General features: G+C 58.1%; 17 protein-coding genes and 2 pseudogenes. 14 read left to right on the forward strand and 5 right to left on the reverse strand.

Going from position 1 to position 15052, the window contains the following annotated elements:
- The first annotated feature begins 216 nt into the window (after positions 1-216).
- Positions 217-618: a hypothetical protein gene (locus P1L40_RS06350; RefSeq protein ID WP_284010486.1), complete on the forward strand. Its 402-nt coding sequence runs from the start codon at positions 217-219 to the stop codon at positions 616-618.
- A gap of 40 nt (positions 619-658) precedes the next feature.
- Here the strand turns inward: P1L40_RS06350 and P1L40_RS06355 are convergent.
- Together P1L40_RS06355 and P1L40_RS06360 are read right to left on the reverse strand one after the other, a co-directional pair.
- Positions 659-1072, reverse strand: a pseudogene (locus P1L40_RS06355) (hypothetical protein); the annotation flags it as partial.
- A gap of 43 nt (positions 1073-1115) precedes the next feature.
- Complete coding sequence (locus P1L40_RS06360; RefSeq protein WP_284010488.1) at positions 1116-2477, reverse strand: restriction endonuclease; 1362 nt, start codon at positions 2475-2477, stop codon at positions 1116-1118.
- A 116-nt stretch (positions 2478-2593) separates the two neighbouring features.
- Between P1L40_RS06360 and P1L40_RS06365 the strand changes: the two genes are divergently transcribed.
- From P1L40_RS06365 to P1L40_RS06390, 6 genes and pseudogenes are all read left to right on the forward strand, one after another.
- On the forward strand, positions 2594-2728 hold the full coding sequence (locus P1L40_RS06365; RefSeq protein WP_284010489.1) for a hypothetical protein: 135 nt from the start codon (positions 2594-2596) through the stop codon (positions 2726-2728).
- 1 nt (position 2729) lies between these two features.
- Positions 2730-3176, forward strand: coding sequence for a hypothetical protein (locus tag P1L40_RS06370; protein WP_284010490.1), 447 nt, complete (start codon positions 2730-2732; stop codon positions 3174-3176).
- Between the two features lie 88 nt (positions 3177-3264).
- The gene (locus tag P1L40_RS06375; RefSeq protein ID WP_284010491.1) at positions 3265-3510 is read left to right on the forward strand and encodes a UPF0175 family protein; all 246 of its coding nucleotides are present in this window, start codon (positions 3265-3267) and stop codon (positions 3508-3510) included.
- Positions 3500-3988, forward strand: coding sequence for a PIN domain-containing protein (locus P1L40_RS06380; protein WP_284010492.1), 489 nt, complete (start codon positions 3500-3502; stop codon positions 3986-3988). The genes P1L40_RS06375 and P1L40_RS06380 overlap by 11 nt, the downstream gene beginning before the upstream one ends.
- A 337-nt stretch (positions 3989-4325) precedes the next feature.
- A pseudogene (locus P1L40_RS06385) lies at positions 4326-5152 on the forward strand (IS5 family transposase).
- 589 nt (positions 5153-5741) lie between these two features.
- Positions 5742-6545, forward strand: coding sequence for a CPBP family intramembrane glutamic endopeptidase (locus tag P1L40_RS06390; protein ID WP_284010493.1), 804 nt, complete (start codon positions 5742-5744; stop codon positions 6543-6545).
- A 72-nt stretch (positions 6546-6617) separates the two neighbouring features.
- On the opposite strand, the gene P1L40_RS06395 is transcribed toward P1L40_RS06390, so the two are convergent.
- Positions 6618-7505, reverse strand: a complete 888-nt coding sequence (locus tag P1L40_RS06395) for a DUF7847 domain-containing protein (RefSeq protein WP_465260786.1) — start codon at positions 7503-7505, stop codon at positions 6618-6620.
- Positions 7506-7663: 158 nt separating this feature from the next.
- On the opposite strand from P1L40_RS06395, the gene P1L40_RS06400 reads away from it, so the two are divergent.
- The 5 genes from P1L40_RS06400 to P1L40_RS06420 all read left to right on the forward strand — a co-directional run bounded on the left by P1L40_RS06400 (position 7664) and on the right by P1L40_RS06420 (position 10990).
- A complete protein-coding gene (locus P1L40_RS06400) occupies positions 7664-8011 on the forward strand; it encodes a helix-turn-helix domain-containing protein (protein WP_284010495.1) in 348 nt (115 codons plus the stop codon).
- The gene (locus tag P1L40_RS06405) at positions 8011-8349 is read left to right on the forward strand and encodes a DUF7521 family protein (RefSeq protein WP_284010496.1); all 339 of its coding nucleotides are present in this window, start codon (positions 8011-8013) and stop codon (positions 8347-8349) included. Before P1L40_RS06400 ends, P1L40_RS06405 begins: the two co-directional genes overlap by 1 nt.
- Positions 8350-8460: 111 nt before the next feature.
- Positions 8461-9375, forward strand: a complete 915-nt coding sequence (locus tag P1L40_RS06410; protein WP_284010497.1) for an ABC transporter ATP-binding protein — start codon at positions 8461-8463, stop codon at positions 9373-9375.
- A complete protein-coding gene (locus P1L40_RS06415; protein ID WP_284010498.1) occupies positions 9372-10181 on the forward strand; it encodes an ABC transporter permease subunit in 810 nt (269 codons plus the stop codon). The genes P1L40_RS06410 and P1L40_RS06415 overlap by 4 nt, the downstream gene beginning before the upstream one ends.
- Positions 10178-10990 carry an ABC transporter permease subunit gene (locus P1L40_RS06420; protein WP_284010499.1) on the forward strand — a complete coding sequence of 271 codons (813 nt, stop codon included), beginning with the start codon at positions 10178-10180 and terminating at the stop codon, positions 10988-10990. Before P1L40_RS06415 ends, P1L40_RS06420 begins: the two co-directional genes overlap by 4 nt.
- 561 nt (positions 10991-11551) lie before the next feature.
- Here the strand turns inward: P1L40_RS06420 and P1L40_RS06425 are convergent.
- Positions 11552-12001, reverse strand: coding sequence for a hypothetical protein (locus tag P1L40_RS06425; RefSeq protein WP_284010500.1), 450 nt, complete (start codon positions 11999-12001; stop codon positions 11552-11554).
- Between the two features lie 418 nt (positions 12002-12419).
- Here P1L40_RS06425 and P1L40_RS06430 point away from each other — a divergent pair, with 418 nt between their 5' ends.
- Positions 12420-12851, forward strand: a complete 432-nt coding sequence (locus tag P1L40_RS06430) for a DUF5518 domain-containing protein (protein WP_284010501.1) — start codon at positions 12420-12422, stop codon at positions 12849-12851.
- Between the two features lie 70 nt (positions 12852-12921).
- Here P1L40_RS06430 and P1L40_RS06435 read toward each other — a convergent pair whose 3' ends face one another.
- On the reverse strand, positions 12922-13461 hold the full coding sequence (locus tag P1L40_RS06435; RefSeq protein WP_473092374.1) for a DUF7847 domain-containing protein: 540 nt from the start codon (positions 13459-13461) through the stop codon (positions 12922-12924).
- 469 nt (positions 13462-13930) lie between these two features.
- On the opposite strand from P1L40_RS06435, the gene P1L40_RS06440 reads away from it, so the two are divergent.
- On the forward strand, positions 13931-14578 hold the full coding sequence (locus P1L40_RS06440; RefSeq protein WP_284010503.1) for a hypothetical protein: 648 nt from the start codon (positions 13931-13933) through the stop codon (positions 14576-14578).
- Positions 14579-15052: the final 474 nt, after the last annotated feature.

Genomic DNA, 15052 nt, shown 5'->3' on the forward strand with positions numbered 1-15052 from the left:
ACTGAGTAATTGTTTCTCCGGACAGGGTGGTTCGGTTGAGCCAACTACACGCTGCGCATACCCTGTCCTGTCATCATATAGCACACCGCCGATACTCTGAATGCAAGTGCTGTGCGATATACTCCTGGAACCAACTACGTCGTTCCGCAAACGGTTCTGGTACCCCGCATTTGTGGTGCCACCGGTTCCCTGGCTCTCCAAGTGGAGGTAACACAGATGGGACTCTTCGATACGGTCATACTGCACGACGATGTCCACCTCCCCGAGTACCCGGATGGAGTCGCGCCTGCCGAGACGATCGACTGGCAGACGAAGGGGATTGTTCGACCCAGCATGACGACCTTCCGGATCACCGCTGATGGGCGACTGCTCGAAGAGGAGTGGCACGCCGAGTCAGTCCCCCCAGACGATCGCCCCTTTGCCAGTCGAGATGATATCGAACCCGGCGATTTCCGCTATCTCGTCGGCGCCAGAAAGCGAGTCCACGAGGGGTGGACAGAACGCGATGACTTCCATGGGCGGTTCGTGATCACGCATTCGTCCGACGAGATGGAGTCACTGCTGAAATATCGAGTGACGTTCACGCATGGCCGGCTTGAGGGCTTCGAGCGCGTGTAATTGGGGTCTAGTTACGCATCGCTGGGCGATATCTGGCTATCTAGACCGGCCAGGTGGGAATCGAGGGCGTGCCAGTCTCCCAGCGAATCGCCTCTAGCGCCGCCGGAAGTTGCTGCAGACGGGTATCGAGGACGGAGAGTGGGTGCGCGTCGAGAAACGTCGCCTCATGCCGGTTGACGGGCGTGTCTTCGTAATTGAGTCGGATATGACAGGCCCCGAGCTCCGGATGGTCAGCGTCCTGGTGGAAACCGAGCATCAGGCTTCGGTCCGGCTCCACCCAATTGATGCAGTAGTATTCGTGGTCGACGCCGGCGGGATACCAGAAGCGAATCTCCAGTCGTGCGATCGCCACGTCGTAGGAGTCACTCAGGAACGTTGTCGGATCGACATCCGCGATGACGTACCGGGGTCTGCGTCGAGACGGACGATAGCGTACGTCCTCACACCCAGCCTGTGTCCTACCAGCTGCGCCTACAACAAGTGGAGGCCGCATCAGGTTAGATGATGCCGCCAATCACGAGGAGACCGATGAGGAGCAGCGTCGCGACCACGCTACCGCTGGCTAGCCACTTGTTCTCCATGGCCTTCTCGTGAATCGGCATGGCGGCGTACTCCTTGCGGAACGCCTCGAGGTTCTGTTCGTCGTAGAAGTACTTCGTCTTCAGCGCGAACCGTTCGGTCACCGCACAGCCCGTACAGATCGGCTCCCCTTCGAGCCGTTCGGTCTTGCTGTGGCTGTCGCAGGCGATCGCCCCGCAGTTCGGACAGTACGTGTACGTCTCGTCGACGCCCCTCGTGTCACAGTGGACGCACCGATGGATGCCGTCCTCTTCAGTCACTCTGGACGGGCCCGCGGCGTAGTACTCATAGGAATAGGTGTACTCTTCGAGGTCGGTTGTCTGTCGAACCTCGGGGAGGTACACCGGTTCGATCGACTGGACGGAGATGTCCGAGCGATTCGGTTCGCAGGTCTTCTCGTACGTGACGTTGTTATCGCCGGTGTAGGTCACCGTCGTCGTGTGATAGTCCTGGAGCCGGTCGACGGCCCACTCCTTGTACTCCGTCTGGGTCTGGCCGAAGCGGCGTTCCTCGACGTCGTCGAATGTCGCCCCGAACTGGTCGACATCAAGATCAACCGTCGCATGGAGGTTCTCGGTGACCAGCGTCGCGACCGTTTCGTCGGCGACCTGTGGGTGCCCACGTTCGGCGTGGACGACGAACCCTGTACGGTCGTTGATTCGGTGGATGACGCCGACGGAGGTTTCGAAGACGGCGTCGGTGTCGGCGGTGATCACAACTACTGGGCGGAACGTCACCTGCGCGTGGGGCCTCGGGATGTCCGCAGCCTCGATGTTCTCGATGTCGCGAAACGCCTCCTGAACCGGTGCGTCGACATCTGTGGCCGGGTCGTGCGGCCGCAGTGTCTCGTCACAGAGGATCTCGATGCGGCCGTTGTAGAGGTCGAGCCCGATCTCGTCGGCGATCTCCCGAAGGTCCTCGCCGTCGATCAGTTCGATGGGATATGGATCGTCGTTCCGCTGGAGTCGGTCTGCGTACTCTTCGGCAGGGCTCGTGAACCGGCCGGTCGTCACCACCATCCCTCGCTTCGGACCATCGAAGTCGAACGTCGCGATCGCCGAGTGGAGCTTCTGGACGACCGGCCGACCGACCGTACCCGTGTGTTTGCACTCGACGACGATCGCCCGCCGTGTTCCGTCGACGACCTCTTCCATCAGGACATCCCGCCCCTCGTCGGCTGTCCGCTCGGCCTGCCGGACGTTCTCGTAACCGAGGTTGCGGAACACATCTTCCATCAAGTCCTCGAACTCGAATCCAGAGAGGTCGTCCAGTACGGCCATTCGAATGTAATTGGACTGTATTTTGCAACACTCAAATACGTTGCCGACGTCGGCGACAACCCAGCTGCAACTAACGGCGATTTTCTGCACCCCTGGACGGTGAGGGGTTTCCCGATATGAGCACTGAGCACCAAGCCGTCGACGAACAGCCGCCAGAACACACCACCGACGACGTCGACATCGACGCCGAACACCAGGAGGCACAGGCAACCGGCGAGGTCTTCGAGGGCCAGCAGCGAGGAGGTCGGTAAGATGGTCTGTCCGGACTGCGAGCGTCCGTACCCGTCGACGGCCTGCATCGGCAAGCGCTACCAGATTGACGGAGCGAGCTACGATCCGATCCCATGGGGCGAGGAAGCACAGTTCCTAACCTACGAGCAGCAGGTCACCACACTCGAAACGGAGGTCCTCTCCGGCGGTCGAGGCCGTCTCTCGAAAGCCGACGTCCGCCAGGAACTCGAGCGCTTCGTCGCGACGACTGACCCCGAGGCGTGGAACAGCCGCTCCTGTCCCGCCTGTGGCGTCGAGCAAGGCGAGTACCATCATCACCTCTGTGACTACGAAGAATGCCCCGCCTGTGGCGGACAGCCCCTGATCTGTCCCTGTGAGATCGACATCGAGATCACAGACCACGAGCAGGTCCAGGCCGACGCCAGCAGCCAGGGACACCTGGCCAAGCTCTTGGGCCAGCTCAGATAGCTACACCTTGGTCCCCGACGATTACCGGTCGGTAGGACAAGAGTCCAGCGGCCAAACACTCAATACTCGTGTCATCAAACAGGTACACATGGCTACAATCGAAATTGACGAGGAGGTGTACGAGGCATTACGACTACCTGAACATGAGCGGTCACAAGCTATGAAAGAAGAATTAGCCGTCTCGCTGTATGCTCGCGATGTTCTTTCGTTCGGGAAGGCTCGCGCTCTCGCAGAGCTCTCTACCCGAGAGTTCCAAGCACTGCTTGGTGAGCGCGAAATTCCGCGTCACTACACCGAAACCGAACTCGCTGAAGACCTCGACTATGCCGAATAGCGAGGTTGTCGTCTCGGACACCTCACCGCTTCTCAATCTTGCACTCATTGATCGACTTGACTTGCTCACATCACAGTTTTCCAGTCTCACAATCCCGACTCAGGTCTGGGACGAACTCACCAACGGAGACGCAGGGCTAGACGCGCTCCGAGACCTCCACGATACAGAGTTCCTCACGGTGGTCGACGTGGAGCGATCTGACCTGTTCACTGAGATTTTCCGTGACCTGGACCTCGGTGAAACAGCGGCGATCTGCTATGCCATTGAGCAGGATGCTGACCTCCTCCTTCTTGATGAGAAGGATGGCCGTCAAGTCGCCCGTAGACACGACTTGAGCGTGACTGGTGTCATCGGTATCCTCCTTCGGGCGGCCAACGAAGATGATCTGGACCTACAGCAGGAACTGGATGCCCTTCGTGAGGCTGGATTTTGGATTTCTGATGAGCTTTATTCGAAGATTCTCTCCGAAGTAGAATAGCGCTATTGCCCTTTTATTGTCCACCAGTCCACTCGCTTCCTCCAATACTGCCCGTTTGCAGATACCGGTCAGGTGCGGGTATCGTCGGTATCCTGATCCGGATCGGCCAGGTATCGCACCCGCTTCAGCGACACGTCGTCGACGTATGCTGTACCCGGCCCCGAGCCGTAATAGACCCACACCTCTGCGGACTTAACCGGTTGATCGTCGTCGAAATCCGAGATAACACATCGATCACGGTATTCTGTCCAGTCCACTTGGCTCTGGTGAATCGCTGGACGACGGCGACTTCGACCGTTAGAACTAGGAAGTTGAAGCGGGAAACCGCCGATGCTCTATGTCGAAGATCTCCCGCTTCACGAGCAAAGTCGTTCAGTTAGCTAAAAATGCTGTTGGTGAGCGAGGCGAAGTCGCCGCCCCCGAAGGGGTGGCGGCTTCGCCGAGTATGCGGTGGTGTCGCTGCACTGTCTGCGGGTTTACCTGGAAAAATCCTACCGAGAAGCACTTGATTTGCTGAGCGAGATGCCACAAATACTCGGGGAGATCGGACTCGACACGGCCGATCTCCCCGACCACTCGACGCTAATCAAGTGGTTTGACAGAATCAAGACAGCACTCTGGCGAGTGCTGCTGCGCCTGTCGGCGCAACTGCACGAGCCGAGCGGTCACGCCGCGATAGACGCGACATTCTTCGACCGCGAAAACGCTAGCAAGCACTACTGTCGCCGGACGAATTACCGGGTTCAGACACTCAAAGCAACTGCTCTCGTCGACACAGAAAGCCAAGCCATTCTGGACGTTCATTGTACGACCGAGAAACGCCACGACACACAGCTTGGCTGGCAGGTCGCCCTCCGCAACGCGGGCGACCTCGCCAGCCTCGCTGCTGACAAAGGCTACGACTGGATGGATTTACGCGATAAACTCCGTGAAGAAGGCGTGAGACCGCTGATCAAACATCGTGAGTTCCGGCCCATCGATCACGCGCACAACGCGCGGATCGATGGGCCTCGATACCGCCAGAGAGCGATGTGTGAGACCGTCTTCTCCACGATCAAGCGCACGCTCGGTGACGCCGTGCGTGCACGAACCTGGTACGGTGAATTTCGTGAACTCGTCCTGATGTGTGCGGTTCACAACATCAAGCAATCTCTAAAACAGTGAAATCAAGCTACGTCTGGTGATTCACCACCGCCGTCTAATCAGAAGGCATTGGAGATACGAAAGAGTACATAGCCAGAAATGGCAACTGCTGGAAGAAAGAATGTCGGAGCCACGGAATCATTGGCCGGCGTACACACAGTATAGTGTGCGAGACACACAGCCCCCCCAGTATGATACGCTGTCAGTCCAATAACACAGCCAACGATAGCAACGGAAACCGCAATTCGGCGAGGTGGCTGAACCATTGGAACGTTGTGGAAAAGTCGCTCACAAACAGTAAATATCTATGGTATCAGGATATCCCTATCCTAATTTGATTATGAATTTAGTTCCAATATTTACCTCTAAAACACATATTTTCTGACCCAGAAAATCTCCCCTCCCTGATAAGCGGTTCTCAAAGGAACGTTGAAACATGGGACTTGTATCTGTACATGTCCGCCGTTTACTGTACGGTTCCGACGATACTCGAGTTCGCGCCACGTGGCGGGCGTTTGTACCGTTCGCTCTCGCCGTTCTCGTCATCCTTGTCTCGATAGTCGCATTACGGGCCTTGGTTACGCAGTCTCAGGTTCCATATTCCGCCTGGATGGATCAGTTTGCAGTCGGTGTCATCATGTTGCTCGCCGCCGGCACCGTCTTGGCTGTTGCAACGCGGCTTGATCATCGTCCGCTCTCGGCGTATGGCATCGCTCGTAGTCGACGGTGGGCGACCGACCTGGGAGTCGGACTGGCCGGTGGGGTCCTCATGTCGGGCGTTCCGATAGCCGTCGGCGTCGCCTTGGGATACGGGGCCGTTACGACGGTGTTTGCCGGCGTCGCAGGTGGGTCAACGGGATTGGCCGTCGTCGCTATTGTCTTTGGCCAAGTCTCGAACGTCCTCTACGAGGAAGTACTCTTCCGGAGCGTCATGATTCAGAATTTCGCCGACGGACTGAGCGCACGGCTTGACGCACGGCAGTTAGAGCTCGCCGGTGCGATCGGTATGAGTTCAGTGGTGTTCGGGTTCAGCCACGTCATCTTTGCCGGCGGTGGTGGAACCGAAGGGCGAAGCATCCAATTGATATTCTCGGCGACGCTTTTCGGTCTTGCGTGGGCGACTGCATACGTCCTCACGGGCCACATCGCCTTTCCTGTCGGTATCCATCTCGCATACAACCTCTCGAACGGCTTCTTGTTTCAGGTCAGCTCACAACTCTCAGCGGGGACTTCTTTCCCAGCACTGCTTCGAATTGGTGTGACATCCGGAGGGTTCTGGAATTCGACCCTGCTTACCGCTCTCCGCTTTGGCGTTGCGCTTTCGTTCACCGTCGGGTGGGTGTATTTTCGAGACGGTAATCTTCGAGTGGCAATCGAAAGACGGACTCTGGACAGCATCGGCTCAGAGAGGTAACCGGAGCCCTCGGGTGGTTGACGAGTGGCCGGATTCTGCCCACGGGCTGAGCGGGAGGCCACTCCGGAAAACTCACTCCGAAAGCGGGCCGGTCCGAAACGAAGCCCCGGTGGCGTGGATTCGTTGCTTGTATGCTCGGGCCATGATCGCTATGAGTAAGAAGGAGATGGCAGTACTTTCGATCGTCGTGAGTACGTTGGCTGGCAGTCGCGGGAGTGCTGTGAAGAGCGCAAACGAGAGCGGGATCTGAACGACGACAGGGACAGCTGCAAGCAGAAACAGCCGCCCACGGGCACCTGCCGTGAGCGCCCAACTACCCCGGATGGCATCGAGAACTCCTTTGTCCCTGACGGCGATCTCCTGCCCGGTGAACACGAGGCCGACGCCGACGACGGCGCTTGGCAACAGCGACAGTACAGCCACACCGGCAATGATAGCACCGTCGGTCAGAGACGGGGTTGCAGTAAACAGATGCGTGCCAACGACGAGAGAGAGACAGACAAAACCGACAGCTAACCCTATGAGTGCAATGACTACGATGGCCAGTGCGACGACCCAGTTGGCGACCACGCTGAGGACCGTCGCCATACCGAGCCGATGGAAAATATACTCCTCGGGGATACGGGTGGTCTCCTCGCTTACCAGTGTTCGGTGTGTGACGACCCGAACCGGGACCGTCAGGAGTCCTCCGGTCAAGCCAGCCAGGAGTCCCGCGGGGAGTGCGAGCAGCGGCGACATCTGGCCGCCCGACGGAACGGCGGTCGGGGAATTAGTGGGAGCAGTAGGTGTCAGGGGTAGATACGTCGTCGCGACTAACTGTGTGAAGCCTGTCTGTAGAACAGTCCCGACCAACAGCGCAGACAGTAAAAGGGCGCCGTTTCGTGATGCGATTCGTGGAATACTGTCTGAGATGACAGTTCGGAGTTGGAGGGACACAGTCATACAGCCGGTTGGCCCCATGATAATTCAAACGATGTGTCGGCTTCGGAAAAGGTGTTGACACCTATACATCGCGGAGACGGACGTGTTTCAGACAGGATAGCAGAAACCAGGAGGTTGATTTTCCGGGCCTGAAAAGAAGCGGACGCTTTTATTCCATTGCTTGTGTAGCGAGAGACGTGAGTGAGGACTGTCCGACAGTCGAGGTGTTGGCACTCCTCGACGACCCGTACGCCCGGGATATCCTCACTGCCACGAGTGAACAACCGATGTCCGCGAAAACACTGAGCGAGAGATGTGACGCGTCGTTGCCGACAGTCTATCGACGTGCGGAACGACTCGTCGAGAGCGGACTGCTGGAAGAACGAACTGAAATAGCCGAAGACGGACACCACTATAGTGTCTACGAAGCGCGGCTCCGCCGGCTCGCGGTCGAACTGGAAGACGGCACCCTCAGCGTCGAACTCGAAGAGAAACAGGAGATCGACGTGGCCGATCGCTTCACCGAAATGTGGGATGGTATCTAATGTGGGGTGTACTCTTGCAGTCGGGCGTCCAACGAGGGGCGGTCGAGTATCTCATCTTGCTCGCCCTGACACTCATCGCGATTACGACGAGCGCGTTCATCGTCTTTCAAGCGTATCGAGGCGCCCGTCGGAACGAGAGCCGGCGGATGCTCTATCTCGCCGTCGGCCTCGCACTGCTCACGTTTGTCCCGTTCACCCTCTCGCTCGTGCTGACCGCCCTCAGTCAGCCACTCCAGCTGGGACCGCGGCTGTATTCGTTTTATCTCCCGGTGACGACTCGACTGGTCGAACTGTGTGGCCTCGGGAGCCTACTCTATTCGCTATATATCGACAGGTGAGCGGCGTACGGGAACGGTGGGGTCGCCAGGTGACATATCTGTCGAGGTACGATTCTCTGGGCCGGAAAATCTGTGTCACGCATTATGGATATCTCGCTGTTTTGATCGACTATGGTTGCGATAGATGCGACCGAGGTGTCGAAGCGATATCGAACTGAAGTAGCCATCGACCGGGTCGACCTCACCGTCGAAGAGGGGGAGGCCTTCGGCTTTCTCGGACCGAACGGTGCTGGGAAGTCGACGTTCATCAACACGTTGCTCGACTTCGTGACGCCGTCGGAGGGCGATGTGAGTATCTTCGGGCACAATTGTCAGCGTGAGGGGGTCGCGGCCCGCGAGCGTGTCGGTGTCCTCCCTGAAGGCTACTCCGTCTTCGAACGACTCACCGGGCGCCAGCACATCGATTACGCGATGCGTTCGAAGGATGTCGACGGGGACACTATCGAGATTCTCGACCGCGTCGGTATCCGTGATGACGCCGACCGCCTAGCTTCAGACTACTCGAAGGGGATGGCTCAACGACTCGTGTTGGGGATGGCGCTCGTCGGCGAGCCCGACTTGCTGATACTCGACGAACCGAGTACCGGACTCGACCCGAACGGCGCCGCGAAGATGCGCGAGATACTCCGCGAGGAGAACGATCGGGGCGCGACAATATTCTTCTCGAGTCATATCCTCGAACAGGTCGAGGCGGTCTGTGACCGCGTCGGTATCTTACAGGACGGTGAACTCGTCGCTGTCGACACCATCGACGGGCTCCGCGAGTCTCTCGGTGGCGGGACCAAACTCGTCATCACCGTCGACGAACTCACGGACGGAACACTGGACGCTATCAGGGCCATCCCAGGTGTCGAGACGGCTATCACGACTGACAGCCAGACCATCGAGGCCACCTGTGTAAACGACGCGAAGATGGACATCCTCGTCGAACTCCGGGACGCAGGCGTCGATGTGGTGAACTTCCGGACCGACGAGGCCTCGCTTGAGGACATGTTCATCGAGTACACCGGGGCCAAACAGCGATGACCTGGCGGACAATCGCTCGACAGGACGGGGTGCTGACGGCCGGGACGCGGTCGAGCAAAGTCCTTCTTGGATTACCGATACTGGCCATACTCCTGGCGGCATATATCTATCCAATCGCGGGTACTGACCCGATAACGACAGCCCGATTCGGTGGGTTCGTCGCCGGGACACTCACGACACTTCTCCCGTTTGTCGGCGTATTGCTCGGCTACGGGGCCGTCGTCACCGAGCGCGAATCCGGGGCGTTGCGTCTCTCCCTCTCGCTGCCAAACAGCCGACGGGATGTCGTCCTCGGGAAGTTCCTCGGCCGCGCTGGCTTGTTGGTCGGGGCGCTGCTTGTGGCGTTAGCTGGCGCCGGTGCCCTCGTCGTCTATCCGTTCGGTGAACTCGTCGCGGAGCGATTCCTCATCTTCGTCCTACTGACGGTCGTTTTTACCTCGATCTGGTGCGGGCTCGGCCTCGCAACCTCGCTCGTCGTCAGCACCAGGCGGCGGGCACTGGTGCTCGCGTTCACGCTGGTATTTCTGTTCGCCATTGTCTGGGACGCAGTCGAGACGGCACTCAGACTCGGACTACAGAGCGCCGGCATCATCGACGGGCCGCTCCCTGCCGTGGTGCAGTTCGCCATCGGACTCGAGCCGGGCCACGCGTTTCAGCGGGCTGTCTCGGGTTTCGTAGTTCCGACGGGCGCTAGCGGCGGACCCTGGTACCTCAGCGAGTGGCTGGCGCTGATTATCCTCCTGCTGTGGAGCGTCGGACCGCTGGGGCTGGCCTATGCCAGCTTCGCCCGGAGGGATATCGCATGAGCTGGCGGAACATCGCCAGAAAGGACATCTACGAGGCGAAGCGGTCGACCGGCATCTGGCTGTTCAGTGCCCTCTCGATCGTGCTGTTCGTCGGCTACGCCCTCGTTCACACGTATCTCGGTGAGTCGACTTTCGCGGCCTTCACAGTTGGACTGGCGAGAGTGACTGCGGTGTGTCTTCCGTTGCTCGGCCTCCTCCTGGGGTACAAGTCGATCATCCACGAGCGGACGAACGGGAGTCTCTTTCTGGTGCTGTCGGCACCACAGTCCCGCAAAGACCTCGTTGTCGGAACGATGGTCGGTCGTGTGCTCGTACTGCTCGTGCCGACGCTCGTCTCGATAGCGCTTGCGGGAGCGGTCGGCGCCATCCGCTATGGGACCGAGGGGGCACTGTACTACCCGTGGTTCCTGCTGGTGACCGCGCTCTACGGTGTCGCGTTCGTCGGATTGGCCGTCGGCCTGTCCCTCTCGACGACCGTTGACCGCTGGATTACGCTCGGTGCGTTCGGCGGGTACGTCCTCTTGGTGCCGTTCTGGAACAGTTTCCACTCGCTCACCATGCTCGTCCTCCATCGCTTCGATGTGGGCGTATTTGCCGATATGCCCGACTGGGCGCTTCTGTTTCGACTTTCGACGCCGACAGAAGCGTACTACCGACTCCTGAACGTCGGTTTCGATATCAACAAGGCCGCTAGATACCTCGGTGGTCCCGTCTACGTCGACTGGTGGATGGGACTGGTGGTCCTACTCGCGTGGTGTGTTCTCCCGATGGTACTTGGCTATCAGCGGTTCGAGACGGCGGACCTCTAACTTCCCTCGTTGGTCGGCCGACCAGTCTGTGGCGCGGGTCACCGTCCATCCGAACCTGCAGTGTTCGTCGCTGACAACGGTAGTGCGACAGTAATGCTGTTTGGTACGCAGGTGAACCGGGAGTCGGGCTCACGTTGCTGATACGGTCTCGTAATATAGCGGGCCGTGTGAGGCCAAAACTGAGCCGAGTAAACGGAAACTCCAGTTCCTCGATATTGTGGGCCGGTCGACCTGCCAGCGGAGGTCTAGCGACCAGTACAGGTCCGATTTTCTGGTCCGGAAAATCGGCTCCACTTTATATGTCCACCCGGGTCGACAGTCCAGATGCGGTAGCGGTGACGGCGCCCCCGACCCTCCGTCACCGTTTCCCAACTCGATTGCCCCCGGTTGTTACGGTGGAGTCGCTCCCTCCAAAGGCTCCACACCCTTCGTGTCGCCCTGAATCCGTCGCCGGCCCCGCTGGCGCAGTGTTGCGCCGAGCCGGCATTTCACTTTCACATAGATATTGACGGGCTCACCGCCCGTAGCGCCGGCTATCCCGAGAAGCTCCGAGCAAGTCGGTCAGCGGCTGACTGGCGAGTGCGACGACAGCCACCGACGATTTACCCAAGCCCGCGTGGGCGAGACGCTCCATAGAGATGCCCACCGAACGTCAATGTCAAATCGGTCGTCAGAGAGGGACTCGTTCAGACTCACGTTCCGGTAGTCCTGTGTGGCCTCAAAGCTGTAGTTCTCGGAGTGGACGGCCGTGTGAACTTTTTCGGGGAAGTAGGTGTCTGTGTCGACCCAGACGGTTCGCTCAGCGGAGTATGTCTGATTTCCGTCCATCGTACTGTTCGTCTCGACAGTCATCACGAACGTGTCGAATCTATCAGTCCGGTTCTGGAACCGTAACAAGAGGTCGGTAGCGGTGATGTCCTCGCTGTCACTCTCATCGGTAGTGACATCCGCTTCCGTCGTCGTGAGCGGTGACTGGTGGTTCGGTGACTGTATTCGTAGGGGGCTGTCCATCTGCCGGTGCCGCCTGGTCGGAAACCACTGTCGCAGTGGTCACACCAAATAGGAGCAATAGCGACCCCAGCACCACAGCGGCCAATGGGGCCCCGAGTCCGTCAGGGCTCATGCACTCCGCACTTGCGAGGCTAATCAGAATAATGACAGAAAAACCATCTGAGCCGGAACCCCTCCCCCAAGAATTATATACCCGATTTCAATTCGAATTATCAGTCAAGTCACGGTAGTAGCGACATATGACCTGCAGAGTCGTCTGATGAACGCATCTCGTACCGAATAGCATCTGTCTCGTGAGGGGCTTTAGAGTGATTTTTCGGGAGAGCATAGCTTTGTAGATAGTGAAATGATGCGCCAGCAGTAGCCCTCTTCTCAGTAAAGCGATGGTTTAATATCATCAACATCGAATCATTAACTGATGTCCCTCCAACTCGACATCTCGAAGACGTGGAAGTACGCCCTGCTCGGTGGGTTGCTCGCCCTCCCGTTTACCGCGTTCGAGGCTTGGCAGTCCCCGGAAAACATGACGCTCGAAATGTTCTTGATCGGGAGCGCGCTTGCGGGCTACCTCGTCAAGCGCCGTGGCGGGAACAGTACCGCCACCGGAGTTCGAGCAGCACTCATCGGCGGTTTGCCGTCGCTCTTGGTGGTAGGCGAGCTGCTCCTGACAATCCCGACGATCTCGAATCCACTGTGGTTCGGTGTCGTCAGTATCGCCATGGTGCTCGCACTCGGTGTCGTTATCATGGCAGCTGTGGCGGTGTTCGGTGGCCTTGCCGGATGGTTCGGTGGGTGGCTAGCTGAACGACGCGGTCACGGTGGTTCGGCCAACACCCTCAGTAGCGTCTGAGCAACCGCGACTATACGAGACGCTCCGCGGAAATTACACAATTTTAGAGCTGCGGAGCCCTACTTACGGCTCAGACGGCGGTATCGCTACCACGCAACTGAACGAACGCCTCTGCTGTTACTCCGAGGACGAACAGGGAGAACGGCACCGTAATCACGCCAGATACGAGCGTGCTTATCGCCGGTCCTGCAAGCGCATTAACGATAAACGAGGCCAGCACCGACAAAATCGTCGAAACGAGGCCTAACCCGACGATGATGATCAGCAGAAGTCCGAACAAGGGGTGCCAGTTCCCACGCGTCAGCGTCCAGCTATCACCGAGAGAAGCGATGAAATTCTCGTCTTCAACGGCAATATATACCAGCGTGAATAGGAACGCCACGTACGCGATGATACCAGGGATAATGAGGAGTAGTGACCCGAGGAACACGAGAAGCCCATAGACGCAACTCCCGACCACCGAATTGGCCAGTACGATAGCGATATTGCGGGGGTAGTATTCTGACGGGATTGAACGGGGATGCCCACCCACGAACGTTCGGAGCGAAAAGATAGCCGCTACTTGTAGCCCCAGCAGTGCGACGACCGCAACGATTGCAGACGCCGCCAGCGGGACATTGACCGCTGGAAGCGCTACATCTGTCGCGGAGACAGGTGTTCCTTACAGCCACGTGACGAACGCACTGTAAAAGGCCACCTGCCAGGTAACTCCGAGTAGCACGTACACGAGGGCGAGAACTGCTCCGTTTCTATTCACGACACGACGAACTCCACCAGTTATGGAGGAACCAATGTTCAGGGACACGATGACAACTTGATACGTCAACGGCTTAGGTAAGACGGAAATTGTCTGACGGAGAAATTCGTCCACCAAGGTGGTATATAGTAAATCGTCCGCTCGTAGTTGTTGATGGCTCTATTGAGGGTCTACACCTCTGGCAGTGTATCGATGCTGTGCTGAATACAGAGCACATACTTTCCTCCTCTTGGCAATGACAGTGGTTCATCGGGAACGCAGCCCATGAATCATCCAGGGATTTCCAACAGAGCTATCACATCAGCGGATTGTGGTCTCTACGATGCCCTCCACCACTATCGAACAGCCAGAAGACGCTCTTCGCGTTGCCAAACGATACCTCAGACGCGAACGGCTTCTCTTCGGACTCGTAATCGTCATCGTGGTGTCGCTGTCCCTCTTGACATATGTGACGACGTCACTGCTCCCCGCAGTCGTCGTCGCCGCAGTATTGGTCGTCATCGCACGTGCACCGATACTACAGTCCAAGGGGACAGTCCGCCTACAGACCGATACGGAGCTTGAAGCTGTCGTCAACGCATTTTCCGGGCCGACGCCTCCAGTACTTGCACTTCAGTGGGGAGTCGCTGACGAGGTTACCATCGAAGCCGGGATACCAATATACCCGACATCATATCTCTTGGGCTTGCGCTCTGCCGAACCATCGGTCCATACTCGAACAGTTACGACTCCAAACGGAGGCCAGCAAGTCGAACTGGAAATACTGGTGAACGACAAACCCTGGGCGACCTACACCGCGAGAATCAGTGACGCCGATGAACACACGACCATTGATGTCGAATATGCGTCTAATCGGCGTTTCGGCCTCCGACGCCTGCCACAGCAATTACTTGCAAAACGATACCGCGATGCTGCGATTATGGCTCAGGGATACACCGTCGTGGAGCGCGACGCGCACTTTGGTCTCTGAACGGAGAAGTCACCCCGCTCACTGACTGGTAACAGCCTATTTTTCGAGGGAAGACGGTATGATGGGAGAGTCACCACTGACTGGGAAACCCATTGTAGTAGCCCGTAAGGTGGCCTGGACAAATATCTATCTGATGTGCCGTTCTATGGTCAGTTGTCCGTGCACCTGAGCAGGTCCGATCTCTTGGGTCCCACAGTGTTCATGCTCCTCATCGCGGTCGGAGTGTTAGTTGTCGATCAATTTCCAACATTCTCGGTCGGTGGGAGGACTATTCAGACACCCCTGTTAGGTGGTCTAGTCAGCGGGGTTCTCCTTGTACCGTCTATCGTTTCTCACTGCCGGTCCGGAGAGAAACGGGCAACGATACGCTGGGCACTCTTCGCAGTCGGTATCCCGCTCTCGCTTTCACACCATTCTCCGTTTGACTGGGTTAGCGTATTGGCAGTGGTGTTGAGCCTCGCAGTAGCGTGGGAA

This window comes from Haloarcula pelagica, assembly GCF_030127105.1.
Lineage (GTDB): Archaea > Halobacteriota > Halobacteria > Halobacteriales > Haloarculaceae > Haloarcula > Haloarcula pelagica.